Here is a 21967-nt window from a genome sequence, read left to right on the forward strand (position 1 = left end):
GGCAGACCTGATGGCACGTCCCCGCCGTTCGACCGACTGGGGTTTCCCGCGCTGGCGTGGCTATGGCAGCGCGCAGGAAGCCGCGCAGGTGCGCCTGTGCGATCGCCACGGGTGTGACGAGCCGGGCGATTGCCCCGCGCCCAAGGCGCCGAACAGCCGGGATCGCTGGTATTTCTGTCAGCGTCACGCGGCCGAATACAATGCGAACTGGGATTACTTCGCGGGGTTGGACGATGCGGAAGCAGCCGCACGCGCGCAATCCGAACGGCAAACCAATGCGGGTTACGCCGAATCCGCGCATTATGGCTGGGCCGGGTCCGGCGATGGCAGCCGCAGTGCCGATGAAATGCGGGCGCTGGAAGCGCTGGGGCTCGATCCCGACGCCAGCTTCGACGCGGTGAAGAAGGCTTGGCGGACCAAGGCCAAGGAAGTGCACCCCGATATCCGCCCCGGCGATGAAGAAGCGGCCAAGGAATTCCTCAAGCTTCAGCTTGCCTACGATGTCCTGCGGCAGGCGGAAGAACGGCGCGTGTGGTACGGCGCGGCGGACAAGCGCTGAGCCGCTGCTGACGGGGAGAAGGAGCCATGCAGGCACCCGCTTCCTGCCTTGGCTGGATGGCGATCCCCGTCATTCCCGTTTCAGGGAAATGACGAAGATAGACATATCCGACCGTGGAACGGGTCTGAACCGCGCCTGCACCCTTCCGGGCGCGTGCGATGGCGATGCGCTTTACTTGGGGGCAAGCACCATCAGCATCTGGCGGCCTTCGAGTCGCGGATAGGCTTCGACCTTGGCGATCTCGGCCACATCGTCCTGCACGCGGCGGAGGAGGTCCATGCCGAGCTGCTGGTGGCTCATTTCACGGCCACGGAAACGCAGCGTGACTTTCACCTTGTCCCCATCTTCGATGAAGCGGTGCACGTTGCGCATTTTCACGTCGTAATCGTGCGTGTCGATGTTGGGACGCATCTTGACCTCTTTGATATCCTGGGTCTTCTGCGTCTTGCGGGCGGCATTGGCCTTTTTCTGCGCTTCGTAGCGGAATTTGCCAACATCGAGGAATTTGCACACCGGCGGGTCCGCGTTGGGCGATACCTCGACCAGATTGAGGCCGAGATCGGCGGCCTGTTCGATCGCTTCGCGCGTGTACATCACGCCGATATTCTCGCCGTTCTCGTCGATGACGCGGACTTTGTCGGAGAGAATCATATTGTCGTAGCGGGGCCCGCTCTTGACGGGCGGCGTCATCATGCGCCGGGGTGGACGAGGTATAGCAGGTTCTCCTTAGCGTTGGTTCGCTGGCGCCTCTTAAAGTGATTCGCGCCCATGCGAAAGAGGCAAGCATAGGCAAGCGGCACGGCCGGAGATCATTTTTCGGCACGCCACAGGGGAAAGCGTGTCAGCCGCCCCTGTGCGGGCAGCACGGCATCGATCGCCCGGGCGGGCTGCATCGCCGCTATGATCGCCGGGTCGGCAGCGTCCATGCCCCCGGTTAGCGCGCCGAAAGCGGGCAGGATCATGCGGCTCGGGCCGTTGCGATCCTCCCCCAATACGGCGCAGGGGCGGCGGATGTGCCGCTCGCGCACTGTCAGACACAGGCGCGGATGGAAATGGCCCGATATCTCGGGCCGGGTTTCCCCGGTCAGCGCCTGATGGCGCAGCACGATCCCGGCTTCCTCGGCCTCGCTGGCCACGGTGCCGAGATTTTCCGGCGTGCCCTGCGCATCGTGATTGCCGGTGATCCACACCCAGTCGGTCGCACGGGTGAGCGCGGCGAGCATTCCGGCCGCGTGCGGTTCCATCCGGCTGAAACCACCACGGTCATGGAAACTGTCCCCCAGGCAGAACACGCGCCGTGCGCCGGTCTGCCGAATGGCATCGGCCAGCCGCCCCAGCGTTTCCCGGCTGTCATAGGGTGGCAGCATTTGCCCGTATGTGGCGTAGAAGCTCGCTTTTTCAAGATGCAGGTCGGCCACCAGCAAAGTCGCGCTGCGGGGCCGGAACAGCGCGCCGCTGCCCGTCAACCACCATTCTTCATCGGCGAACGAAAGGGGAACCATCGCTTGTGCTTGCCGGATGCGCCGCAACTTGGCAAGGCCGCATGCATGGATGACTGGACTGCCCAAACCGCCCGCGCGAAAACATGGTTCGAGACCCTGCGCGACGATATCTGCGCTGCGTTCGAAGCAATCGAGCGCGAGGCAGGCAGCGATGCCGCCTTTTCCTATACATCCTGGAATCGCGATACCGCCGATAGATCGGAAGGCGGCGGCGGCACGCGCGGACTGATGAAAGGCAAAGTGTTCGAAAAGGTTGGCGTCAACGTGTCGACCGTGCAGGGGGAATTCGCCCCCGAATTTGCCCGGACCATTCACGGTGCGGGGGCTGAACAGCGCGGGTTTACCGCCACCGGCATCAGCCTGGTGGCGCATATGGCCAATCCGCATGTTCCGGCGGTGCACATGAACACCCGCTTCCTTACCACCAGCAAGGCGTGGTTCGGCGGCGGGGCCGATCTCAATCCGCCAATCCCTTATGAGGAGGATACGTGCGATTTCCATGCCGCTTTCCAGCAGGCGTGCGATGCGCACGATCCCGAACATTACCCGCGCTTCAAGAAATGGGCGGACGAGTATTTCTACATTCCCCATCGCGGCGTGCATCGCGGGGTGGGGGGTATCTTCTACGATCACCTGGAATGCGCTGATACGGCGGAATGGGAACGCCATTTTGCCTTCACCCGCGATGTCGGCTCGGCTTTCCTGGGGATTTTTCCGCAACTGGTGCGGCGGCGCATGGGCATGGCCCACACCGCGGAGGACAAGCAACGCCAACTCGAATGGCGGGGCCGGTATGCCGAATTCAATCTCGTCTATGATCGCGGCACGTTGTTTGGCCTCAAGACGGGCGGCAATATCGATGCGATCCTGATGAGCCTCCCGCCCGAAGCGGTGTGGAACTGACCGCGCGCCCGCGCGCGATCTACACCTCGCGGCAGAGCGGCGCCGTCTTTGTCATTGCATTGCCGCAGGAATTGTTCACATCATGACCGCGATGTTGCGACAATACGAGCTCGTCGAACGAGTAAAGGAATACGCACCCGACGCGGATGAGGCCCTGCTCAACCGCGCCTATGTCTATACCGTGCAGAAGCACGGCACCCAGAAGCGCGCCAGCGGCGACCCCTATTTCAGTCATCCGATTGAAGTCGCCGGATTGATGACCGCGCTCAAGCTCGATCAGGAAACCATCATCACCGCCCTGTTGCACGACACGGTGGAAGACACGCTGACCACGACCGAGGAAATCGAAAAGCTGTTCGGGCCGGACATCGCCCGGCTGGTCGATGGCGTGACCAAACTTTCCAAGATCGAAGCGATGACGGAAAGCGAACGCGCGGCCGAAAATCTGCGCAAGTTCTTCCTGGCGATGAGCGAAGATCTGCGCGTGCTGCTGGTCAAGCTGGCCGACCGGCTGCACAACATGCGCACGCTGCATTTCATCAAGAGCGAGGAAAAGCGCCGCCGCATCGCCAAGGAGACGATGGATATCTATGCCCCGCTGGCCGAGCGTGTGGGCATGTACGAATATATGCGCGAAATGCAGCTGCTGGCGTTCGAACAGCTCGAACCGGAAGCCTATGCCACGATCACCGGGCGGCTCGACCAGATCCGGAGCACCGATGGCGGTCAGGTCGATGCGATCGCTCTGGCGATCAAGCAGGCGCTGTCCGAAGCCGGTGTCAGAGTCGAAGTGTCGGGGCGGGAAAAACACCCCTATTCGATCTGGAAAAAGATGGCGGAACGCCACGTCAGCTTCGAACAGATCACCGATATCATGGCGTTCCGCGTGCTGGCCGATACGGTGGAAGATTGCTACCGCGCGCTCGGCGTCCTGCACACCACGTGGCAGATGATCCCGGGTCGGTTCAAGGACTATATCTCCACGCCCAAATCGAACGGCTACCGTTCGCTGCACACTTCGCTGATCTATGAAAACTCGATGCGGATGGAAGTGCAGGTTCGCACGCACGAAATGCACCGCACCAATGAATTCGGGCTGGCCGCGCACTGGGCTTACAAGCAGGGCGACAGGCCCGATGGGCAGGTCGGGTGGCTGCGCGATCTGATCGAAATCGTCGACGCCAGCCATGATGCGGAAGAACTGCTCGAACACACGCGTCTGGCGATTTATCAGGACCGTATCTTCGCGTTCACGCCCAAGGGGACGCTGTTCCAGCTTCCCAAAGGCGCCACGCCGGTGGACTTCGCCTTCGCCGTCCACACCGATCTGGGTGCGAAAGCGGTGGGGGCCAAGATCAACGGCCGCCACATGCCGCTGCGTACGCAGCTCAACAACGGCGATGTGGTCGAAATCATCAAAAGCGAAGGGGCGGGCCCCGAACTGTCCTGGCTCGGGTTTGTCGTCACCGGCAAAGCCCGCGCCGCCATTCGCCGTGCCGTGCGGCAGAAGGAACGCGCGGAAATCGCGGTGTTCGGCCGTACCTTGTTCGAAGAGATCTGTGATCGTCTGCCGACCAAGATCGGCAAGAAGGCGGTGCGCGAGGCGGTCAAGCGTCTGGGCTTCGACGATGAAGACGAATTGATGGCGGCCATCGCCGCCGCCAAGATCACCGATGTCGAGGTGATGGAGGCGCTGGTGCCTGGCAGCGCACGCAATATCGCCGAGCCGGGGGCCTGGCCACGGCAGGAACGGGCCGTTTCGATCAAGGGACTGACCACCGGTGCCGGTTTCCGGCTGGCGCAATGCTGCCATCCGGTGCCGGGTGATCGCATCGTCGGCCTCAAGAAGCCGGGGCAAGGCGTGGAAGTGCACGCGATCGATTGTCTCGAACTGGCCAACGGCGTCGATGCCAACTGGATCGATCTGTCATGGGGTGAACGCTCCAACGGCGCGATCGGGCGCCTGCGTCTGGTGCTGTACAATCGCACCGGGACACTGGCCGAAGTGACGGGCATTTTCGCCAAGAACCATGCCAATGTCACCAATCTTCAGATGGTTCAGCGCGATGGCCCTTTCGGCACATACGAGGTGGATCTCGAAGTGGAGGATCTGGCGCATCTCACCCGCATCGTCAGTGCCCTGCGTGCCAGCGATGCGGTGGCCGAGGCCGCCCGGATTTAGGTGGTCCGGCGGCAAGTGCTGGACGGTTAAAGCAAAGTCAGTTCACACGTCGCCGGGTCAGCTTCGGCCAGATTCTCGGCCTTGCGGATGGCGGCCTTGACCGGCAGCATCCAGCCATCCTTGCCTTTGGGGAACAGCGATGTCCGCCACACGCTGCCGCCGATCCGGGCTATCACTCTGACAGAACCGAATCCGCGTGCCTGACCCAGTTCCAGCCGCCGCATCAGGGCGTGGCCCGCAATCTGCTCGGCGGCGGCTCCGTCGATGGTCAGAAAATACCAGGAAGCCGATTTTCCCCCGGTCCAGCGCCACAGCGGCCCGCAGAAAACCACGCATTCTTCGGCATTGCCGGGCTCGGGAAAGGGGGGCGCAGGCATAAAACCCCGTTTGCCATCATCGGATGCCTTGCGAAAGCCGCAAGTCACAGCTAGGGCGCGTACCGCAGGCGAACGGAGCGGTGGCCGAGTGGTCGAAGGCGCACGCCTGGAAAGTGTGTATACGGTAACCCCGTATCGAGGGTTCGAATCCCTCCCGCTCCGCCACTTCGGTATAAAACCGGGAACGCCGATTCCCGCCGATTTCCCTCCCTTGGTGGCTACCAGCGTCCTCAACGGCGCTGTCAGAAGGATTGCACCGATTGCTTGAATGGGTAGGGCGGGGTGATGCCCCGTCCTCGCAAACCAGCCAATCCGTTCCGGTATTTCCACTCCTCACCCGAGGTGATCCGCATGGTGGTGATGCTGTATGTGCGGTTTCCGCTATCGCTGCGGAACGTGGAAGATCTGCTGTTCGAGCGCGGCATCGACCTTTGTCATGAAACCGTGAGGCTGTGGTGGAACCGGTTCGGCCCGCTGCTCGCTGCCGATATCCGCAAGCAGCGGGTCAGCCGGATGCGGGGCTTCCGTCATTGGAGATGGCATCTTGATGAGGCCTATGTGCGGATTAACGGCGAGATGGTGTATCTCTGGCGGGCCGTCGATCACGAGGGAGAGATCCTCGAGAGCTACGTCACGAAGACCCGGGACAAAGCTGCGGCTCTGCGGTTTATGAAGAAGACACTTAAGCGCCACGGGACAGTGGAGACCATCACTACCGACGGGCTTCGTTCCTACAAGGCTGGGATGAAGGACCTCGGCTGCGAACAGAAGCAGGAGGTCGGCCGCTATGCGAACAACCGGGTGGAGAACAGCCATTTGCCCTTCCGGCGACGAGAGCGGGCGATGCTGAGATTTCGACAGATGAAGTCGCTACAGAAGTTTGCTTCGGTCCATGCCAACGTCCACAACCATTTCGCTTCAGAACGCCATCTCGTCGATAGAGAAACCTACAAGGCCCGCCGCTCAGCTGCCTTAGCTGAGTGGCAAAAGCTGATGGCCTGAGTACGCGCACTCATAGAACGGAATCTGCCAAACGGAGAGCAGTTCGCATCGGACTGACAGCACCGTCTTCCCGCCTCTTCGACCGCGAAGCGCGAAAAGGAGCGTTCGCGCAGCGAGCCGTAAAGTAGCAGAATGCGGGGCGGCGGCTGATCATCGCCCAGCCCGAGACCGGGCCGGTCGAGAACGAAACGGCTATCCAGCGCTGGAAGATTGTCAGCATCGAAGAGCGGGCGCACACGGGACATGGTGTTTCCTTGCCTTGGGATCAGCGTGCCGGCGCCGCGCGCTCATACCAGTCGCGACTGGTTTTTACGATCCAGACGACCGAAAGCATGACAGGGACTTCGACCAGAACCCCTACGACTGTTGCCAGCGCTGCGCCTGAATGAAGACCGAAGAGCGAGATCGCGGCCGCCACCGCCAGTTCGAAGAAGTTTGACGCGCCTATCAGTGCGGAAGGCGCGGCAACGCACCAGACCACGCCAAGCCGGCGTGACAGCAGATAGGCAATGCCCGCATTAAGATAGACCTGAATGAGGATCGGCACCGCAATCAGCGCGATGACTAGCGGTTGCTCCACGATCTGTTCGCCCTGGAAGCCGAACAGCAAGACGAGCGTGGTCAGCAACGCAACGAGTGACAGCGGGCCGAGCCTGCCGAGCAGGCGATTGAGCGCGGCTTCGCCACCCGATGCCATGACAGATTTGCGCACTGCCTGCGCCACCAGAACCGGCACGATGATGTAGAGGCCGACCGAGATCAGCAGCGTATCCCAAGGCACCGTGATCGCGGCAACACCCAGCAGCAGGCCGACGATGGGTGCGAACAGGGCGACCATGAGCAGATCGTTCAATGCGACCTGACTGAGCGTAAAGATCGGATCGCCATCGCAGAGGTTGGACCAGACAAAGACCATTGCCGTGCACGGCGCCGCAGCCAGCAGGATCAGTCCAGCGATATAGGATGAGGACTGTCCGGCCGGGAGGAACGGAACGAAGAGCCAACCGAGGAATAGGGCACCCAGTAAGGCCATCGAGAATGGCTTCACCGCCCAATTGACGAAGAGCGTGACGCCGACGCCACGCCAATGTTGGCGCACGGCGGCCAACGCGCCGAAATCGATCTTGAGCAACATCGGCACGATCATCAGCCAGATCAGGATCGCGACGACCAGATTGACCTGCGCAATCTCGGCTGAGGCGATGACCGTGAACACAGCAGGCACTGCATGGCCGAGCGCGATCCCGGCAACGATGCAGAGCGCGACCCAGAGGGTCAGCCAGCGCTCGAACAGGCTCATCGCCGGCTTGGTGAGCCCATCTTGGGCGACAGTCGCCATCTTCAGATTACACGCTGGCCGGCAGCGTCGATCACCTGCTCGCCGTCCTCCTTAGCGAAGGCGCCGCGCTGCGCATCCGGCAGGATATCGAGCACGGCTTCGGACGGGCGGCACAGCTTTACCCCGATCGGTGTCACAACGAGGGGGCGGTTGATCAGGATGGGGTACATCACCATCGCGTCGATCAGCGCATCGTCGGTGAGAGCATCATCACCAAGACCGAGTTGGGCATAGGGCGTGCCCTTTTCGCGGAGCAGTTCGCGCGGTGTCAGCCCTGCCTGATCGATCATCTCGACCAAAAGAGCTCGTGATGGCGGGGTTTTGAGATATTCGACCACATGCGGCTCGATGCCCGAGTTGCGGATGAGGGCGAGTGTATTGCGCGAGGTCCCGCAGTCGGGATTGTGGTAGATGACGATCACGGTCATGGTTTGCCTTTCAGCGGCAGGTGAGTTCGGCGAGCAGCGGCTCGCAAAGGTCAGACCGTCCCTGACAGCAGTCCTTGGCCAGGAAAAGCATCAGGCCGCGGAAGTCATCGATACTGACGCGCTGAATCTGATAACGTCCGCGCTTCTCCGATATGACCAGTCCCGCCTTCGCCAGGACGGCGAGATGGGTAGAGAAAGTGCTCTGGGTCAGCCCGCTTGCTTCGACAAGCTGTCCTGTCGACAGACCCTGAGGTTCATGCTGAACCAATAGCCGGAAGGTCGCGAGCCGCGTTGGGTGCGCCAGGGCCGCTAGCATTGAAAGGGCAGATTCGGTTTCCATGCATCGGAAATATCCGATGCGATTGGGATGCGTCAAGACACATCGCAATTTTCCGATGCGATGCTTGCCGGCCAAACTGACAGCCTGCGATTATCGGCAACATCGCGATGAGATGGGTGATGAACGCATGAGTGCTAACAGGGAGCCAATTTGCGGCGCGCAGTGGCAGCTATGTCGGCGGACAATCCCGATCAAGCAGTTGGTACGGTTCCCCCGTCGATCACGTATTCGGTCCCGGTGATGCTGCCGGCCAAATCGGACGCCAGGAATGCGATCAGGTTCGCAACCTCCTCGGGTGTTGAAGGGCGGCCGATCGGAATGCCGCCGAGCGATGCCATAATCATGCGCTTGCCATCTTCCAGACCGGTGCCCGCCTCCGAAGCCAGCCGCCCGGCGAGTTGCACGGATGCTTCGGTTTCTATCCAGCCAGGCGATATGCGCACGACACGAACGCCGCGGGACGAGACTTCCTTCGACAGGCTCTTGCTGTAGGTCGACAAGGCGGCCTTGGCAGCGGCATAGGCTGTCGTCGCTTCCGGCAGAGGCAGCACACGCTGGATCGAGGTCACATGGACGACGACGCCGCTGCCACGCGACACCATGTCTGGCACGAGGTCGCGATCAAGGCGGACGGCCGGCATCAGGTTCAGGTCCAGCTCCTTCAACCACTCGGCGTCGCGCAGCGCGGAGAAGCCGCCGGCCGGCGCGCTCGAACCGCCAAGCATGTGGACGATGACGTCCAAATGACCGAGCCGCTCCCTGGTAGCGCTGGCCAGCACTGAACAGCCTGCGGCGGTTGTCAGATCAGCAGCAATGAAGAGCTCTTCCGGGAGCGCGTCAGGCTTCGTCCGGGCGGTTGTCAGAACCTGGGCGCCGAGTTGGCGAAACAGGTTTACCGTGGCCGCGCCCGCTCCCCGCGTGCCGGAGGTTATCAGCACCCGCTTTCCCTCCAGCGTGAGAAAACTGGTCATGGGACGATCTCCAGTTCGGCGATCTCGTCACCCTGTAGAACGAAGAAGTAACGTAGATCCACTGGGCTGCCGGGGAAGTCGCCCACGAGATGGCTGGCTACTATGATCCGGCCATTATCGTGTCCGATGGCCACCGGTTCGGCCGCATAGCTATATTTATTGGCGGAGTGTGCTTTCCATCGCCGGATCGCCTCGCGGCTTGTGTAAGTACGGCCCTCATCCTTGACCACCGCATTTTCGGTGAAACACCGGGCGATCGCTTCGGCACCCTTCTGTCTGTCAGCCTCGAAATAGGCAGCTATCGGGTTCGGTAGATCGATGGCCATTGTTCTCTCCTTAGGTTGCCGACCGACGGGAGCATGGGCACCCGCCATTGTCGCCGACTGACATAGGGATGGACGCGGCTGGCGATAATCGGGATAAAGAAGCATGTTGCGTTGCGATTAGCGGGACAATGATCAGGCAGAGTTTCATCGAGCTTGAAGCGGTGCTCGCCATTGTGCGGAGAGGCTCCTTTCGCGCTGCGGCGCTGGAGCTCGGTATGTCGACCACCGCGTTGAGCAATGCCATCGGCAAACTGGAGCGGCAGCTTGGCGTCCGGCTCTTCAATCGCACGACCCGCAGTGTGTCGCTGACCGATGCCGGGCGATCCTTTGTCGAGCGAGTGGGGCCGGCATTGGGGACGATCCACGAGGCGATGGAGGCGGTGAGATCCCAGCAGGAAACCCCGTCCGGAACCTTGCGCATCAACGCCTTCGCAACCGCCGCGCGGGAGATATTCTCTCCGCTCATTCTGGAGTTCCTCCGTCGCTATCCGCAGGTCCATATCGACTTGGTAACCGAAGGGCGGCTGGTCGATGTCGTGGCGGACGGCTTCGATCTGGGGGTCCGAAGCGCCGACCTCGTTCCGAGTGACATGATCGCGTTACCGCTGGGGCCCGCTCGACGCTTCTCCGTCGTGGCTTCTCCATCATATCTTAAGGGCAAAAACCGGCCGCGCGTGCCGTCGGATCTTCTCGGCCACATATGCCTCTGCATCCGCCTGCCCAATGGCGCACCCTATCGATGGCATTTCGAGAAGAATGGCGAGCCGCTGCAGATTGATGTGCAGGGCCCGATCACGCTCGATGAAGCAAGCCTGTCCCGGATCGCGGCCCTTGAAGGTGTTGGCATCGGCTTTTTCATGGAGCACGATGTTCGTGACGATCTCGCCTCGGGCCGCCTGATCCAGCTTCTGGAAGACTGGACCCCGCCGCTCAATCCGCTGTGCCTCTATTACCCTAGCCGGCGAAATCCTTCTGCCGCTTTCAAGGCCTTCATTAAGCTCGCCCGAGAAATTTCTGTCCTTACACGCCGCGAATGACCGCTCTGTCGGTGGACAACAGGCACCAGATAAGAGCTAGCGAGATCTGCGACCTGACTGAAAGAAAGAAGCCGTAAAGCCGATGGCACATCAGATAGCCTGAGATTATGTACGCGGCATGAGCGATCAAACCGAGCAAAATCATCATCCTGAAAGCCTATCCGCCCTGACTGTGGGGGCCTTGGGCGTGGTGTTCGGTGATATCGGTACTTCCCCGCTTTATGCCCTGAAGGAAAGCTTCGTCGGTCATCATCCTCTGACGGTCGATCATGCACATGTCTTCGGGGTGCTATCGCTAATCTTCTGGACAATGACGCTTGTCGTCACAGTCAAATATGTCTTCATGATTTTGCGTGCAGACAACAAGGGGGAGGGCGGTAGCCTTGCTCTTCTCGCCTTGCTCGGGCGGAAGCTGGGTGAAAGCCGCTGGAGCCCGTTAATCGCTATGCTCGGACTCATCGCGGCCGCGTTGTTCTACGGCGATGCCATTATTACACCGGCTATCTCGGTGCTGTCCGCCGTCGAGGGGCTGACCATTGTGAACGAAGGTTTGGCTGATTGGGTTCTTCCCATCTCCGTGGGAATTCTGGTCGGACTGTTCGCAATTCAATCACGAGGAACGGCTGCGATGGGCAAGCTGTTCGGCCCAATCATGATCATCTATTTCCTCGCTCTTGCGGTGATGGGGCTGGCGGGGATTGCAAGAGCGCCTGAGGTTTTGTGGGCCCTTAGCCCCCATTTTGCATTAGAGTTTTTCCTGATCGATCCCGCACTCGCATTCCTGGCGCTGGGCTCGGTTGTGCTTGCCGTTACAGGGGCGGAAGCGCTTTACGCTGACATGGGCCATTTTGGGCGCAAAGCGATCATGATCTCCTGGCTTTATATCGCTTTCCCCTGCTTGCTCATCAACTATCTGGGCCAGTCGGCGCTTCTGATTGAAAATCCCGGTGCAGCAGCCAATCCGTTTTTTCTGCTGGCCCCGGAATGGGCCCGTTTGCCGCTGGTCGCACTAGCCACGATGGCGACTATCATTGCCAGTCAGGCCGTAATTTCGGGAGCCTATTCCGTTTCACGGCAGGCAGTGCAACTGGGCTTCCTCCCGCGTTTGCGTATCGTCCACACCAGCGCAAAGGCGGCAGGCCAGATTTATGTGCCCGTGATCAACTGGGGCCTGCTTGTCATGGTGATCATGCTGGTGATCGGCTTCAAGAACTCCAGCAATCTGGCAGCTGCCTATGGCATCGCTGTAACAGGGACGATGTTCATTACCGCCTGCATGCTCGGTGTGCTGACTTTTACCGTCTGGAAATGGCATCCGCTTCTGGCCGGGGCGGTGACCTTACTGTTCCTGATCATTGATGGCCTCTACTTCGCATCAAACGTGACCAAGATTCCCGATGGCGGATGGTTTCCGCTGCTTGTGGCAGGGGTGGTCTTTACGATGCTTACCACATGGGCAACGGGGCGGCGCCTGATGCATGCGCGCCTGCAGGAAGGGGCATTACCGACTGACATCTTCCTCAAATCGATAGCAAGAGCCGGGCGTGTGCCGGGGACAGCAGTGTTTCTCTCGGCCAACGCAGACGGAATTCCGATTGGCCTGCTGCACAACCTGAAGCACAACCATATCCTGCACGAGCGGGTCGTCTTCCTCACGATGAGAACGGAAAGCGTGCCGCACGTGTCGCAGGAGAAACGTCGTGAGGTTGAGGAACTGGGTGAGGGTTTTTATCGCATAGTGCTGCGATACGGCTTTATGGATGAAGTCGATATCCCCGCCGAACTTCTGCTTGAGGAGAGGGCAGGCGGCCCGTTCACCCCGATGGATACAAGCTATTTTCTCTCACGCCAGACGCTCATCGCCTCCCGGCGGCCTGGCATGGCCATTTGGCGAGAGAAGCTGTTTGCCGGAATGGTCCGTAATGCGGAAAGTGCGATGGAGTCTTTCAAGTTACCTACTAATCGCGTGATTGAACTGGGAAGCCAGATCGAAATCTAGACCTTCGAATTTTTGGAGCATGATTGCCACCGCTGTACGGGTCCAGCGGTGTACCGTGTGCGCAAATTTATCAATCAGAAGGCTGGAACGGTCTTCACGTCACTGCGACCACGGGCAAGGACATATCTATAGCCAGAAGCAGTCGGCCCATTTCGGTGGGGTTGTCCAAGGGCAAAGTGGACCGGCTGCTTGTAGCTCCATTTGCTAGTCGAACAGTTCCTCCAGGAAGGATTTTCGCCGCTTGGGGTATCCCTTGTGATGCCCGCTTTGGTGTCCCCAGGAATTTGACGGAGCACTTTGTACATATGTCTGCGATGGTGCCGCCGCCTGGGATCGGGTGTCGTTGGCCATGCTACGCTCGATAATCTTGTCAAGTTCGCCGCGATCAAGCCAAACCCCACGGCATTGCGGGCAATAATCGATTTCTACCCCCTGCCGATCACTCATGGCGAGTGGAGTCTTACATACCGGGCACGGCATACCCACAGCTGGACCTGTCATTGCTTAAATCTCCTTTGGCGGTGTTCGATGCCAACCGGAGACCAGGAACTGAGATCATCTGTCGAATGCACCATCAGATAAGCTCCCGTTGGGATCACGCGAGGTATCGATGCTGCTTACCCATGGAACAGGTCGAGCCGACATCGAGAAACCCCGATGCGGTCCGACATCACGATCCTAACGATCGCCAGAGGGGCCCGGCCCGCGCTTCCAATATAGGCTGGAGAAAGGGGCTTTCAATGAGATCGGGCCCTAATTTGCGCTGGTGGAAATCACGGGGTCAGGTCATCTGCATTGACCAACCTACCACACCGCGCGAGTAGAAGTCGATCGCTACAGTCAGATAAGCAAAGCCTTCCACGGTGCGGACTTAGGTAACCTCCGTCACCGGATACCCACGTTTGGTGATCTGCGCCACCAAATCACGCTTGAACTCATCACTGAAATTGATCTTCCCAATCATCGTCTCCTATCCCCAAAATTAAGATGGAAGGCGTTCCGAAATCTAGGGCTATTCACACCTCACTGATCAGTTCTCGTTGACACCGTCCCATTCTCTCGCTTAATAATACATAAATCCCATTAAATGGGTTGAGGAGAGACCATGGCGGAGTTGAAGCGGTTTGCCCGGGATGCCGCAATTGGTGAGATTGTTGCCGCGATTGCGGGCGATGGCACGGTGATTGTCGAACAGTTCCTATCCGAGGATGTGCGGGATCGCTTCAATGCGGAACTCGATCCGCTCCTGGATGCACGCTGCTCCAACCATGGTTCACCCAATGCCGCTGTAGAGGCGTTTCACGGCGCGCAAACCAAACATGTGACCGGGTTGGCGGCCCATTCAGACACGTTTGTAGAGCAAATTCTGCTTCACTCGCTCTATGCGGCGTTGGGCGATCATTTCCTGCGGCCATCGTGCGCGGACTATTATCTTAACATCGGCCATGTGCTCCAGCGCGGGCCGGGATCGGGAGATCAGATGCTCCATCGCGATCAGGATGTCTGGCCGCGTGCGTTGGGCAATACGATGCCACATCGGCAATTCGCCTCGGTTATCGCGCTGACCGATTTTACCGCGCAGTCGGGTGCCACCCGCGTCGTTCCGGGCAGCCACCTTTGGCCTGAGGAGCGCGTCGCAGAGCCGCATGAAGTGGAGATCGCCGAAATGCCGGCGGGCTCTGCCGTGCTATACCTCGGCGCCACGCTGCACGGGGCAGGGGCGAACGAGACCGTTGCTGTGCGACGCGGCATGCATATGAGCTTCTGCCTCGGCTGGCTGCGGACAGAGGAAAACAATTGCCTGTCGGTGTCGCTCGACCGGGTGCGGACCTTGCCGCGGCGGGCACAGGAACTCTTGGGTTTCGGGCTGCACGACGGGCTAGAGCGCGGCGAGGGGTTCCTCGGCGCGGTGGACAATCGCAACCCGCTCGATCTGCTGGCCGCGCATGCGCTCTGATACAGGCGTGCTCGCAGCAACGCCGGGTATCACAGAGGCAGCGCATGCAGCACAGCGCACCACGCGCTGGGGGGCACTGGCGGTGCTGTGCGTAGTCAGTTCGCTGGTTACCGGCGGGCTGATCGCCACGCTCAGTCTCTATGCGCCGGTGATCGAACAGGTGGAGCATTGGGGTACGGTTACGCTGGGGATCGCCGGAACGCTGCTGCTGCTGTGCCTCAGTCTGGCTGGAATTGGCGCAGGTTATGCGCTGGAACGGATCAGGGCGCGGCTGGTGATCGGGGCGGGCGCCTTGTTCGTGGCCGCGGGGTGCTGGCTGACGGCCTCGGCGCATTATGTGCCGATGTTCTGGGCAGGCTTCGCGCTGATCGGGGCTGGTGCGGCGGCGGCCACCACCGTGGCCAGCATTCCCCTCATCACTAACTATTTCCATCACAAGCGCGGGCTGGGGCTGGGCATCTACTTTGCCGCGATGGCAGGGGCGGCCGCCGGGCTGCCCCTGCTGGTGTCGGATATGATTGCCCAATGGGGCTGGCGCATAACCTTGCAGGGGACCGGTGCGGTGGTGGCCGCATCGTGCGTGCTGCTGCCGTTCCTGCCGCAGCCTGCGGCGATGGCGATAGAGGCGGAAAACGGGGGTGACGAGGCGGGGCTGACGGTCAGACAGGCTTTCCACGCGGGCGACGTCTGGGCGCTTATGGGAGCGATTGTGCTGGCCCAGCTCAGTATTCAGGCGGTGCTGTTCACCGTAGTCAGCTACCTTTTTGGCGGGGGCTACACCATGGCGCAGGCTGTCATGGTCTATGGCTGCGCCAACCTGTTCAGCGTTCCGGCGGGGATCATCACTGGCGCGCTGGCTGACCGTCTGGGCGCGGCCAAAGTGCTGCCGATCGGGCTGTGGGTACAGGGTGTCGGCACTGTGGCCATTGTCGGGGCATTTGCTGGCGGTATGACTGGCTGGCTCGCGCTCGGCCTGTTCGTGGTGGGCTGGGGGATCAGTTCCTCCATCCAGATCCAGATCGGGCCGATGCTGATGCGCGATCTGATTGGCGGACGCCACTTTGCCGCGATCCTCAGCTACGCGCTGGCGGCGGTGGGGCTGATCGGTGCGATGGCGCCGCTGATGTCTTCAATGGTGGAGCAATGGACCGGCGGTTATGGCGTGTTGTTCCTCATTTGCGGGGTTCTCAGCGCGCTTTCAGCCATGCTCACCATGGTTATCCGGCGGCGCGTTCTAGCGTGCTGAACGGGCCGATGCGTGAAAGTCTGGGGCGGGTACTTTCACGCACCGCACAGGGTCATCAACCCTGTAGGATCATCTCGGCCGCTTTTTCCGCGATCATGATAATCGCTGCGTTGGGGTCGCCTGTGGTGATGCGCGGCATCACCGATCCATCGACGACCCTGAGCCCGGCGATCCCGTGGACCCTGAGCTGATCGTCCACCACGGCGCGATCATCGTGGCCCATACGGCATGATCCCACCGCTTCGTAATTGACCTCGCAGGTGCTGCGAAAAAATGCGTTGAGTTGAGCGTCGGTGGTGAGGTTCGCTCCGGGCAGGAATTCGCGCCCGCGATAGCGGTCATAGGCCGGCTGGGCTAGGATTTCGCGTGCCATTCGCACCCCGCGCCGGAGCACTTCACGGTCGCGTTCGTGGGCCAGGTAATTGGTATCGATCAGCGGTGCATCGTGGGGATTGGCAGAACGCAAAGTCATTTGTCCCCGGCTTTCCGGACGCGTCAGGATGATCAGGTTGGAAAAACCGTGCTCCTGCGGCAGGTCCACGCCGGCGCCGATCAGCATCGGCAGAAAATAGTATTTGAGATCCAGTTCGTTGTGCCCTGGCGCACCCGACCGGAGATAGGCCACGGCATCGGTGCTGTTACCCGCCAGCGGCCCGCCGTGCGTGGTGAAATAGCGCAGCGCGGCTATGCCCAGTTTCCAAGGGCTGCTGACCAGCGCGAAATCGGACACAGGCTCGGGGCAGGTGATCTGTACGCTAGTGCCGATGTGGTCGTGCAGGTTTTGCCCCACGCCCTTGAGATCGATCAGCGGGGTAATGCCCAGCGGCGCCAGTACGTCGGCATCGCCAATCCCCGACAGCATCAGCAATTGGGCGGACTGGAATGTCCCACCACTGGCAATGACTTCGCGCGCGGCGAAGGCCTGGCGTGTTTCCTGCCCCTGCCGGAATTCGACGCCGATCGCGCGGCGGCTAATGTCGAACAGGATGCGCGTGACAAAGGCATGTGTTTCGATGTGCAGATTGCCGCGTTTGCAAACGGGATCGAGATAGGCGACGGCGGTACTGATCCGGCGTCCGCGCTTGATTGTGCGATCGGACGGGCCGAACCCTTCGGGCGCGCTGCCATTGTGATCCTCGCTATAGGGATAGCCAGCCTCCAGCGCAGCGTCGATCCAGGCCTGCTGCGCTGGGTTGGTGATTTGCGCGCGGGTCACCGCCAGCGGGCCGTCGCCGCCGTGAAAGGCGTCTTCGCCATGTTCGTTGCCTTCAGCCTGTTTGAAATAGGGCAGGACATCGGCGTAAGCCCATCCGGCGTTGCCTTCTGCGGCCCACAGATCGTAGATTTCAGGCGCGCCGCGGCTGTAGCACATACCGTTGATCGAACTGCTGCCCCCGAGAACCTTGCCGCGGGCATCGGCCAGAACGCGCAGGTCAAGATGTCGCTGCGGTGCGGTTTCATACTGCCATTTGAACTTGCTTCCCAGCAGCATCGGGAAGAACCCGGCGGGCATGTGGATCATCGGGCTGCTGTCTTTGCCGCCCGCCTCGAGCAGGAGCACGCGCAGATCGGGCCTTGCCGACAGACGGTTGGCCAGAACGCATCCCGCCGAACCGGCTCCAACAATAATATAATCGTATTCGCTTGCCGCCCGCACTGCACCTCTCCACGCCGTGCGCGTTCGACGGCGCGCAGCTCTATCTAATGATTCATATGTATCATTAGAGTGCAAGGTGTATGGCTGTCAATTGAGAGGACTACGCGGAGGGAAAGGGCGTCATGAAATCAGCGATGTGCGCGCGCCTTGTCCGATTTGCTCTGCTGCTTCTCTGGTGGTCTCAGCCCACGGCACAGTTGATCAATCAGCACGTCGCTCAGCCGGGGCCCCGCCAAATCGTGGAATTCGGCAACCAGAGATTCAATCGTTAGGGTGCAGGTCAGCATCTGCACGACGGCTTCGACATCGGTGCTTTCGTCAATCGCGCCGGTCAGTCGCGCGGCTTCGAGCGGTGCCTTGATCTTGTTGATCACCGGCTCCCAGTAGGCGAGCATCTGCGCGTTGAATTCGGCGCTGTTGGCCGAGAGCATGGTGCGATTGAACGCCTGTTCCGCCGGAGCGCTGAAAAACACGCGCAGATCAGCGGCAATTCGGCGAAAATCCTGTTCCCAGTCGCCGGTCAGGTGCACTTCGAAATGCGAGGTATGTTCGGCCAGCGCTTCCCCGATCAGGCTGGCACGGTCGGGCCAGCGGCGAAAAATCGTCGCGCGCCCAACGCCGGAGCGCTGGGCAACGGCCTGAATTTCAAATTCGATACCCTCTTCACGGATCAGATCGATTACCGCATCGGCCACGGCCTTGCGCACACGTTCGGTGCGGCCACCGGGCCGGGCCTTTTTTGCACTTGCTTGCTCGGTCAAACTGTCATTCTCCCACACGCCCATGCTGTGCCTCGTCTGCCTACCCGGCCCTAGCTGCAGGGCGGGTGATTGTCATCCTGCGCGCTGCTATGGGCCGTACGGATGATGGCGTGCATGGCACGATTGGTTGGTGTGTCAGACGGCGCGGGGCGAACGGGCCGTTGCCTTTATCTCCACCAGCGTGTCGGGCGTACCGAGCGCGGCGGCGCCAATGGCGGTCCATGTCGGCAGGGCCGTGCCCAGGAATGCGGCCTTGGCCTGCATAAACAGATCCATATGTGCCGGGTAATGGGTGTGAAAGCTGACCAGTTCGACAAGGTCGTTCGTGCTGCATCCTTCTGCCGCCAGCGCCTTGCCGAGCGTGGCGAAGGCCAGCGCATATTGCTCGGCAGGGTCGGTGGGGGTGCTGCCATCGGAGGTCATCCCGATCTGCCCGGCAAAGAAAACCAGTCCCCCCGCGTGAACGGCGTTGGCAAAGCCATAAGTTGCGGCGAGTTCGTCGTGATCCATCCGGGTATCCTTCCTGTCCGTTTATATGTGCCCGAAAACTGTCCCACATCCACTACCTCAGCGCAATCGTTAAGACCCATTTTGCAAATATTAATGAGCTTAATGGTTCAATAATCCTGCAGTCTGTTTGCGCAAGAAAGGTTTCGACTTCCGTGGGTTGCGCGGTTCCGTGGTGGATACCTGAATCTGGCATTATCCTAGTTCCAAAAAAATATACGTAAAAACAGTCTAATATAATTCTATGGCTGATATATTTGGCGCACGTGCCGTGTGTTTCAGGATGCGAATCAGGCGACATACTGCCTCTTGCGTTTTCTAGTTGACGCAATCAAAAGAATCATATGTATCGATAATAAGAAAAGAGTCCCTGTGTGATCTGGTTGCGCAGGAGGTGAAAACATATCCGGGAGGGGCCTGTTATGGCAAAACAACAATCCGTCTATCGTGCACTTGGGCGCGTTTCCCAGCTCGCGTTAACCGTCGGCTTGGTACAGATGCTGGTGCCGGCTGCGGTACTGGCGCAAGACACGCCTGCGGCGTCCGCTGCCAGAACCGATCCCGATGAAATCATCGTAACCGCCCGCAGAAGGGAAGAGTCGGCCCAGAAAGTGCCTGTGGCGATTACCGCACTCACCGCCGAAATGTTGCAGGAACGGCGTATTGTGGGTGGGCAGGATCTGCAGGGGCAGGTGCCTTCGCTATCGGTATCGGCCGGGGGACAGAGCCGCGATGTCGAAACGATTGCCATTCGTGGGCAGGGCACGAACTACACGGCCGCGCCGGCGGTGGTGACCTATCTGGCCGAAGTGCCGCTGGTCGCCGGGCGCGTGGTGACGCTGCAGGGCACGCCGGGGCAATTCCTCGACCTTGCCAATATTCAGGTGTTGCGCGGGCCCCAAGGCACGCTGTTTGGCCGCAACAGTACGGGCGGTGCGGTTCTGCTTGAACCGAGCCGGCCGACCGACAAGTTTGAAGGATATGTGCAGGTGCAGGCGGGCAATTACCGCGACCGCGAAGTCGAAGGCGTAATCAACGTGCCGATCAGCGATACATTGAAAATTCGCATGGCGGGACGTTTTGTGGACCGCGAAGGGTTCACCAAAGACGTGCTGACCGGCACCGATTACGACAACCGTCACTATTACACTGGGCGTCTGGGGGTGACGTGGACGCCGACGGATCGCATCGAAAACTATTTGATGGTGACCGGAACGCGCAGCACCAGCCATGGCGCGGGCTATGTAATCGGGCGGTACAACACCGCGTTGCTTGACGGGGTGCTTGGCTCTGTGGGGGGCTGCGCGGGGCTTGGTCTTGGCGCCGGATGTTCTGTTGTCACCGATATGATGGCGGCACAGGCAGAAAGGGGACCGCGCAGGGTGGCGCTGGGGCCTAGTCCGCTGCGCAGCAAGATATCCGGCTGGAACGTGATCGACCAGCTCAAGGTCGAACTGAACGACACGCTGACCCTGCGCAACATCATCAGCTATGGTGAACTGCGCGCGCTGTCGGGCTTTGACGGCGATGGTATGCCGCTGGCCATCTACCAGACCGGAATGGGCACCGAGCCCGCCGACAATGTCCGCCAGTTCACAGAGGAATTCCAGCTTCAGGGTTCGGCCCTGTCGGACAAGTTCCAGTACACCGCCGGGGTCTATTACGAACATACCGGCACGCCGGGCAGTCGCCTCGCGACCAACAAGGGGGCGACGTTCTTTTCGCCATCGCTGTCAGGCGGGCGGTACACCACCAGCGCGGTGGCGCTCTATGCGCAGGCTGCGCTCGATTTTGGGGCGTTCAGCGATACGCTGGACGGGCTCAAGCTGACCGGCGGCTTGCGCTATACTTGGGATCGTTATCGCGGGGCGGGCGGCACGGCGGCGCTGGATGACGCTAGCAACGTGGTGGCCTGCACCAACGGTGTGATGGTGGTCCCCACGCGGCTCAGCGACTGCGCGTTGCATGCCAGGGGACGCTCTAGCAAGCCGACCTGGACGATTGGGCTCGATTATCAGGCGACACCTGATGTTCTGTTCTATGGCAAGATCAGCCGCGGTTACAAAACTGGCGGGATAAACCTGCTGGCGGTGAACGCGCGCAATCTGACGTACAATCCCGAATATGTGAAAACCTATGAAGCCGGGGTGAAGTCGAAAGTGCGCTTTGGCGAAGGGGCTAGCCTCACGCTCAACGCGGATGTGTTCAAAACCGACTACACCAATATCCAGATTGCCGGGGCAGACTTCAATCCGGTGTCCTATGCAGGCGGGGCGGCGGTGTTCAACGCAGCTTCCGCTCGGATCAAGGGTGTGGAGCTTGAAGCGGTGCTGCATCTGTCGAGGGCAATCGAACTGTCGGGTAGCTATTCGCACATGTCCTCGCGCTACAAATCGTTCAAGATCGATGTCGATCCACTGCTGTCACAGCTCGATTGTTCAGGGCATGTCGCAAGCGGCACGATCGATCTGTCGTGCGTACCGATGCCCTATCTGCCGAAGAACCAGTTCAACATTGCCGGTCGCTTCACGCTGCCGGTGCCGGAAGAGGTTGGCAAACTCGTCTTCTCTGCCGTCTATGCCTACACCGGCAAGCAGTGGCAGACTGCCACGACCGTTCCGGAAGAGCTGCCCGAGGCGCAGGCTGGCGGGGGGGAGCCGGGCCTGCTGATGAAGGGGTACGGGGTGCTCAACATGTCACTGAACTGGAGCGATGTGATGCAATTGCCGGTGGATCTGACGCTGTTCATGACCAATGTCGCGAACAAGACCTACCGCATTTCCAACACCGGAACGTATCTGTCGTTGGGCTCGCAGGCATCGCTCTATGGCGAACCGCGTATGTATGGCGCCTCGGTGCGCTACAAGTTCTGAC

General features: G+C 60.5%; 21 protein-coding genes, 1 tRNA gene and 1 pseudogene. 10 read left to right on the plus strand and 13 right to left on the minus strand.

All coding sequences use genetic code 11. The features are described 5' to 3' along the window. The first annotated feature begins 10 nt into the window (after positions 1-10). Complete coding sequence (locus K5X80_RS03700; RefSeq protein WP_222559506.1) at positions 11-559, plus strand: J domain-containing protein; 549 nt, start codon at positions 11-13, stop codon at positions 557-559. Positions 560-730: 171 nt separating this feature from the next. Here the strand turns inward: K5X80_RS03700 and infC are convergent, their stop codons facing one another. After that, positions 731-1252 carry a translation initiation factor IF-3 gene (gene infC, locus K5X80_RS03705; protein ID WP_283249220.1) on the minus strand — a complete coding sequence of 174 codons (522 nt, stop codon included), beginning with the start codon at positions 1250-1252 and terminating at the stop codon, positions 731-733. A 116-nt stretch (positions 1253-1368) separates the two neighbouring features. Then, positions 1369-2061, minus strand: coding sequence for a ligase-associated DNA damage response endonuclease PdeM (gene pdeM, locus K5X80_RS03710; protein WP_222559507.1), 693 nt, complete (start codon positions 2059-2061; stop codon positions 1369-1371). Positions 2062-2106: 45 nt separating this feature from the next. Here pdeM and hemF point away from each other — a divergent pair, with 45 nt between their 5' ends. Then, positions 2107-2964 (plus strand): oxygen-dependent coproporphyrinogen oxidase, encoded by an 858-nt coding sequence (gene hemF, locus K5X80_RS03715; RefSeq protein ID WP_222559508.1) that lies wholly within the window; start codon positions 2107-2109, stop codon positions 2962-2964. A 91-nt stretch (positions 2965-3055) separates the two neighbouring features. Further along, positions 3056-5146 carry a RelA/SpoT family protein gene (locus K5X80_RS03720; RefSeq protein ID WP_222560370.1) on the plus strand — a complete coding sequence of 697 codons (2091 nt, stop codon included), beginning with the start codon at positions 3056-3058 and terminating at the stop codon, positions 5144-5146. Positions 5147-5172: 26 nt separating this feature from the next. On the opposite strand, the gene K5X80_RS03725 is transcribed toward K5X80_RS03720, so the two are convergent. Next, entirely contained in the window at positions 5173-5523 is a 351-nt protein-coding gene (locus tag K5X80_RS03725) for a DUF1905 domain-containing protein (RefSeq protein ID WP_222559509.1), read from the minus strand. Positions 5524-5597: 74 nt separating this feature from the next. Here K5X80_RS03725 and K5X80_RS03730 point away from each other — a divergent pair. After that, a tRNA-Ser gene (locus K5X80_RS03730) sits at positions 5598-5688 on the plus strand. A 120-nt stretch (positions 5689-5808) separates the two neighbouring features. Continuing rightward, positions 5809-6525: an IS6 family transposase gene (locus tag K5X80_RS03735; protein WP_222559510.1), complete on the plus strand. Its 717-nt coding sequence runs from the start codon at positions 5809-5811 to the stop codon at positions 6523-6525. 65 nt (positions 6526-6590) lie between these two features. Here K5X80_RS03735 and K5X80_RS03740 read toward each other — a convergent pair. From K5X80_RS03740 to K5X80_RS03765, 6 genes and pseudogenes are all read right to left on the minus strand, one after another. Then, a pseudogene (locus K5X80_RS03740) lies at positions 6591-6770 on the minus strand (arsenical resistance protein ArsH); the annotation flags it as partial. A 20-nt stretch (positions 6771-6790) separates the two neighbouring features. After that, positions 6791-7864 carry an ACR3 family arsenite efflux transporter gene (gene arsB / locus K5X80_RS03745; RefSeq protein WP_283249221.1) on the minus strand — a complete coding sequence of 358 codons (1074 nt, stop codon included), beginning with the start codon at positions 7862-7864 and terminating at the stop codon, positions 6791-6793. Between the two features lie 2 nt (positions 7865-7866). Beyond that, positions 7867-8292, minus strand: a complete 426-nt coding sequence (arsC, locus tag K5X80_RS03750; protein WP_222559511.1) for an arsenate reductase (glutaredoxin) — start codon at positions 8290-8292, stop codon at positions 7867-7869. 10 nt (positions 8293-8302) lie between these two features. Continuing rightward, positions 8303-8632 carry an ArsR/SmtB family transcription factor gene (locus tag K5X80_RS03755; protein ID WP_222559512.1) on the minus strand — a complete coding sequence of 110 codons (330 nt, stop codon included), beginning with the start codon at positions 8630-8632 and terminating at the stop codon, positions 8303-8305. Between the two features lie 191 nt (positions 8633-8823). After that, on the minus strand, positions 8824-9603 hold the full coding sequence (locus K5X80_RS03760; RefSeq protein ID WP_222559513.1) for an SDR family oxidoreductase: 780 nt from the start codon (positions 9601-9603) through the stop codon (positions 8824-8826). Next, the gene (locus K5X80_RS03765; RefSeq protein ID WP_222559514.1) at positions 9600-9929 is read right to left on the minus strand and encodes a nuclear transport factor 2 family protein; all 330 of its coding nucleotides are present in this window, start codon (positions 9927-9929) and stop codon (positions 9600-9602) included. Before K5X80_RS03765 ends, K5X80_RS03760 begins: the two co-directional genes overlap by 4 nt. A 128-nt stretch (positions 9930-10057) precedes the next feature. Here K5X80_RS03765 and K5X80_RS03770 point away from each other — a divergent pair, with 128 nt between their 5' ends. Both K5X80_RS03770 and K5X80_RS03775 read left to right on the plus strand, forming a co-directional pair. Further along, positions 10058-10966 (plus strand): LysR family transcriptional regulator, encoded by a 909-nt coding sequence (locus K5X80_RS03770; RefSeq protein ID WP_222559515.1) that lies wholly within the window; start codon positions 10058-10060, stop codon positions 10964-10966. Positions 10967-11084: 118 nt separating this feature from the next. Further along, positions 11085-12965: a potassium transporter Kup gene (locus K5X80_RS03775; protein WP_222559516.1), complete on the plus strand. Its 1881-nt coding sequence runs from the start codon at positions 11085-11087 to the stop codon at positions 12963-12965. Positions 12966-13169: 204 nt separating this feature from the next. On the opposite strand, the gene K5X80_RS03780 is transcribed toward K5X80_RS03775, so the two are convergent. Beyond that, positions 13170-13466: a TFIIB-type zinc ribbon-containing protein gene (locus tag K5X80_RS03780; protein WP_222558258.1), complete on the minus strand. Its 297-nt coding sequence runs from the start codon at positions 13464-13466 to the stop codon at positions 13170-13172. Positions 13467-14070: 604 nt separating this feature from the next. Between K5X80_RS03780 and K5X80_RS03790 the strand changes: the two genes are divergently transcribed. Both K5X80_RS03790 and K5X80_RS03795 read left to right on the plus strand, forming a co-directional pair. Beyond that, the gene (locus tag K5X80_RS03790; protein WP_222559517.1) at positions 14071-14922 is read left to right on the plus strand and encodes a phytanoyl-CoA dioxygenase family protein; all 852 of its coding nucleotides are present in this window, start codon (positions 14071-14073) and stop codon (positions 14920-14922) included. Next, positions 14912-16168 carry an MFS transporter gene (locus K5X80_RS03795; protein ID WP_222559518.1) on the plus strand — a complete coding sequence of 419 codons (1257 nt, stop codon included), beginning with the start codon at positions 14912-14914 and terminating at the stop codon, positions 16166-16168. The genes K5X80_RS03790 and K5X80_RS03795 overlap by 11 nt, the downstream gene beginning before the upstream one ends. 55 nt (positions 16169-16223) lie before the next feature. On the opposite strand, the gene K5X80_RS03800 is transcribed toward K5X80_RS03795, so the two are convergent. From K5X80_RS03800 to K5X80_RS03810, 3 genes are all read right to left on the minus strand, one after another. After that, positions 16224-17825: a GMC family oxidoreductase gene (locus K5X80_RS03800; protein ID WP_222559519.1), complete on the minus strand. Its 1602-nt coding sequence runs from the start codon at positions 17823-17825 to the stop codon at positions 16224-16226. Between the two features lie 128 nt (positions 17826-17953). After that, on the minus strand, positions 17954-18586 hold the full coding sequence (locus K5X80_RS03805) for a TetR/AcrR family transcriptional regulator (protein ID WP_222559520.1): 633 nt from the start codon (positions 18584-18586) through the stop codon (positions 17954-17956). A gap of 135 nt (positions 18587-18721) precedes the next feature. Then, a complete protein-coding gene (locus tag K5X80_RS03810) occupies positions 18722-19096 on the minus strand; it encodes a Rid family hydrolase (protein WP_222559521.1) in 375 nt (124 codons plus the stop codon). A gap of 419 nt (positions 19097-19515) precedes the next feature. Here K5X80_RS03810 and K5X80_RS03815 point away from each other — a divergent pair, with 419 nt between their 5' ends. Then, positions 19516-21966: a TonB-dependent receptor gene (locus tag K5X80_RS03815; RefSeq protein WP_222559522.1), complete on the plus strand. Its 2451-nt coding sequence runs from the start codon at positions 19516-19518 to the stop codon at positions 21964-21966. The last annotated feature ends 1 nt before the right edge of the window (position 21967 follow it).

The sequence above is a fragment of the Caenibius sp. WL genome (genome assembly GCF_019803445.1).
Classification (GTDB): domain Bacteria; phylum Pseudomonadota; class Alphaproteobacteria; order Sphingomonadales; family Sphingomonadaceae; genus Caenibius.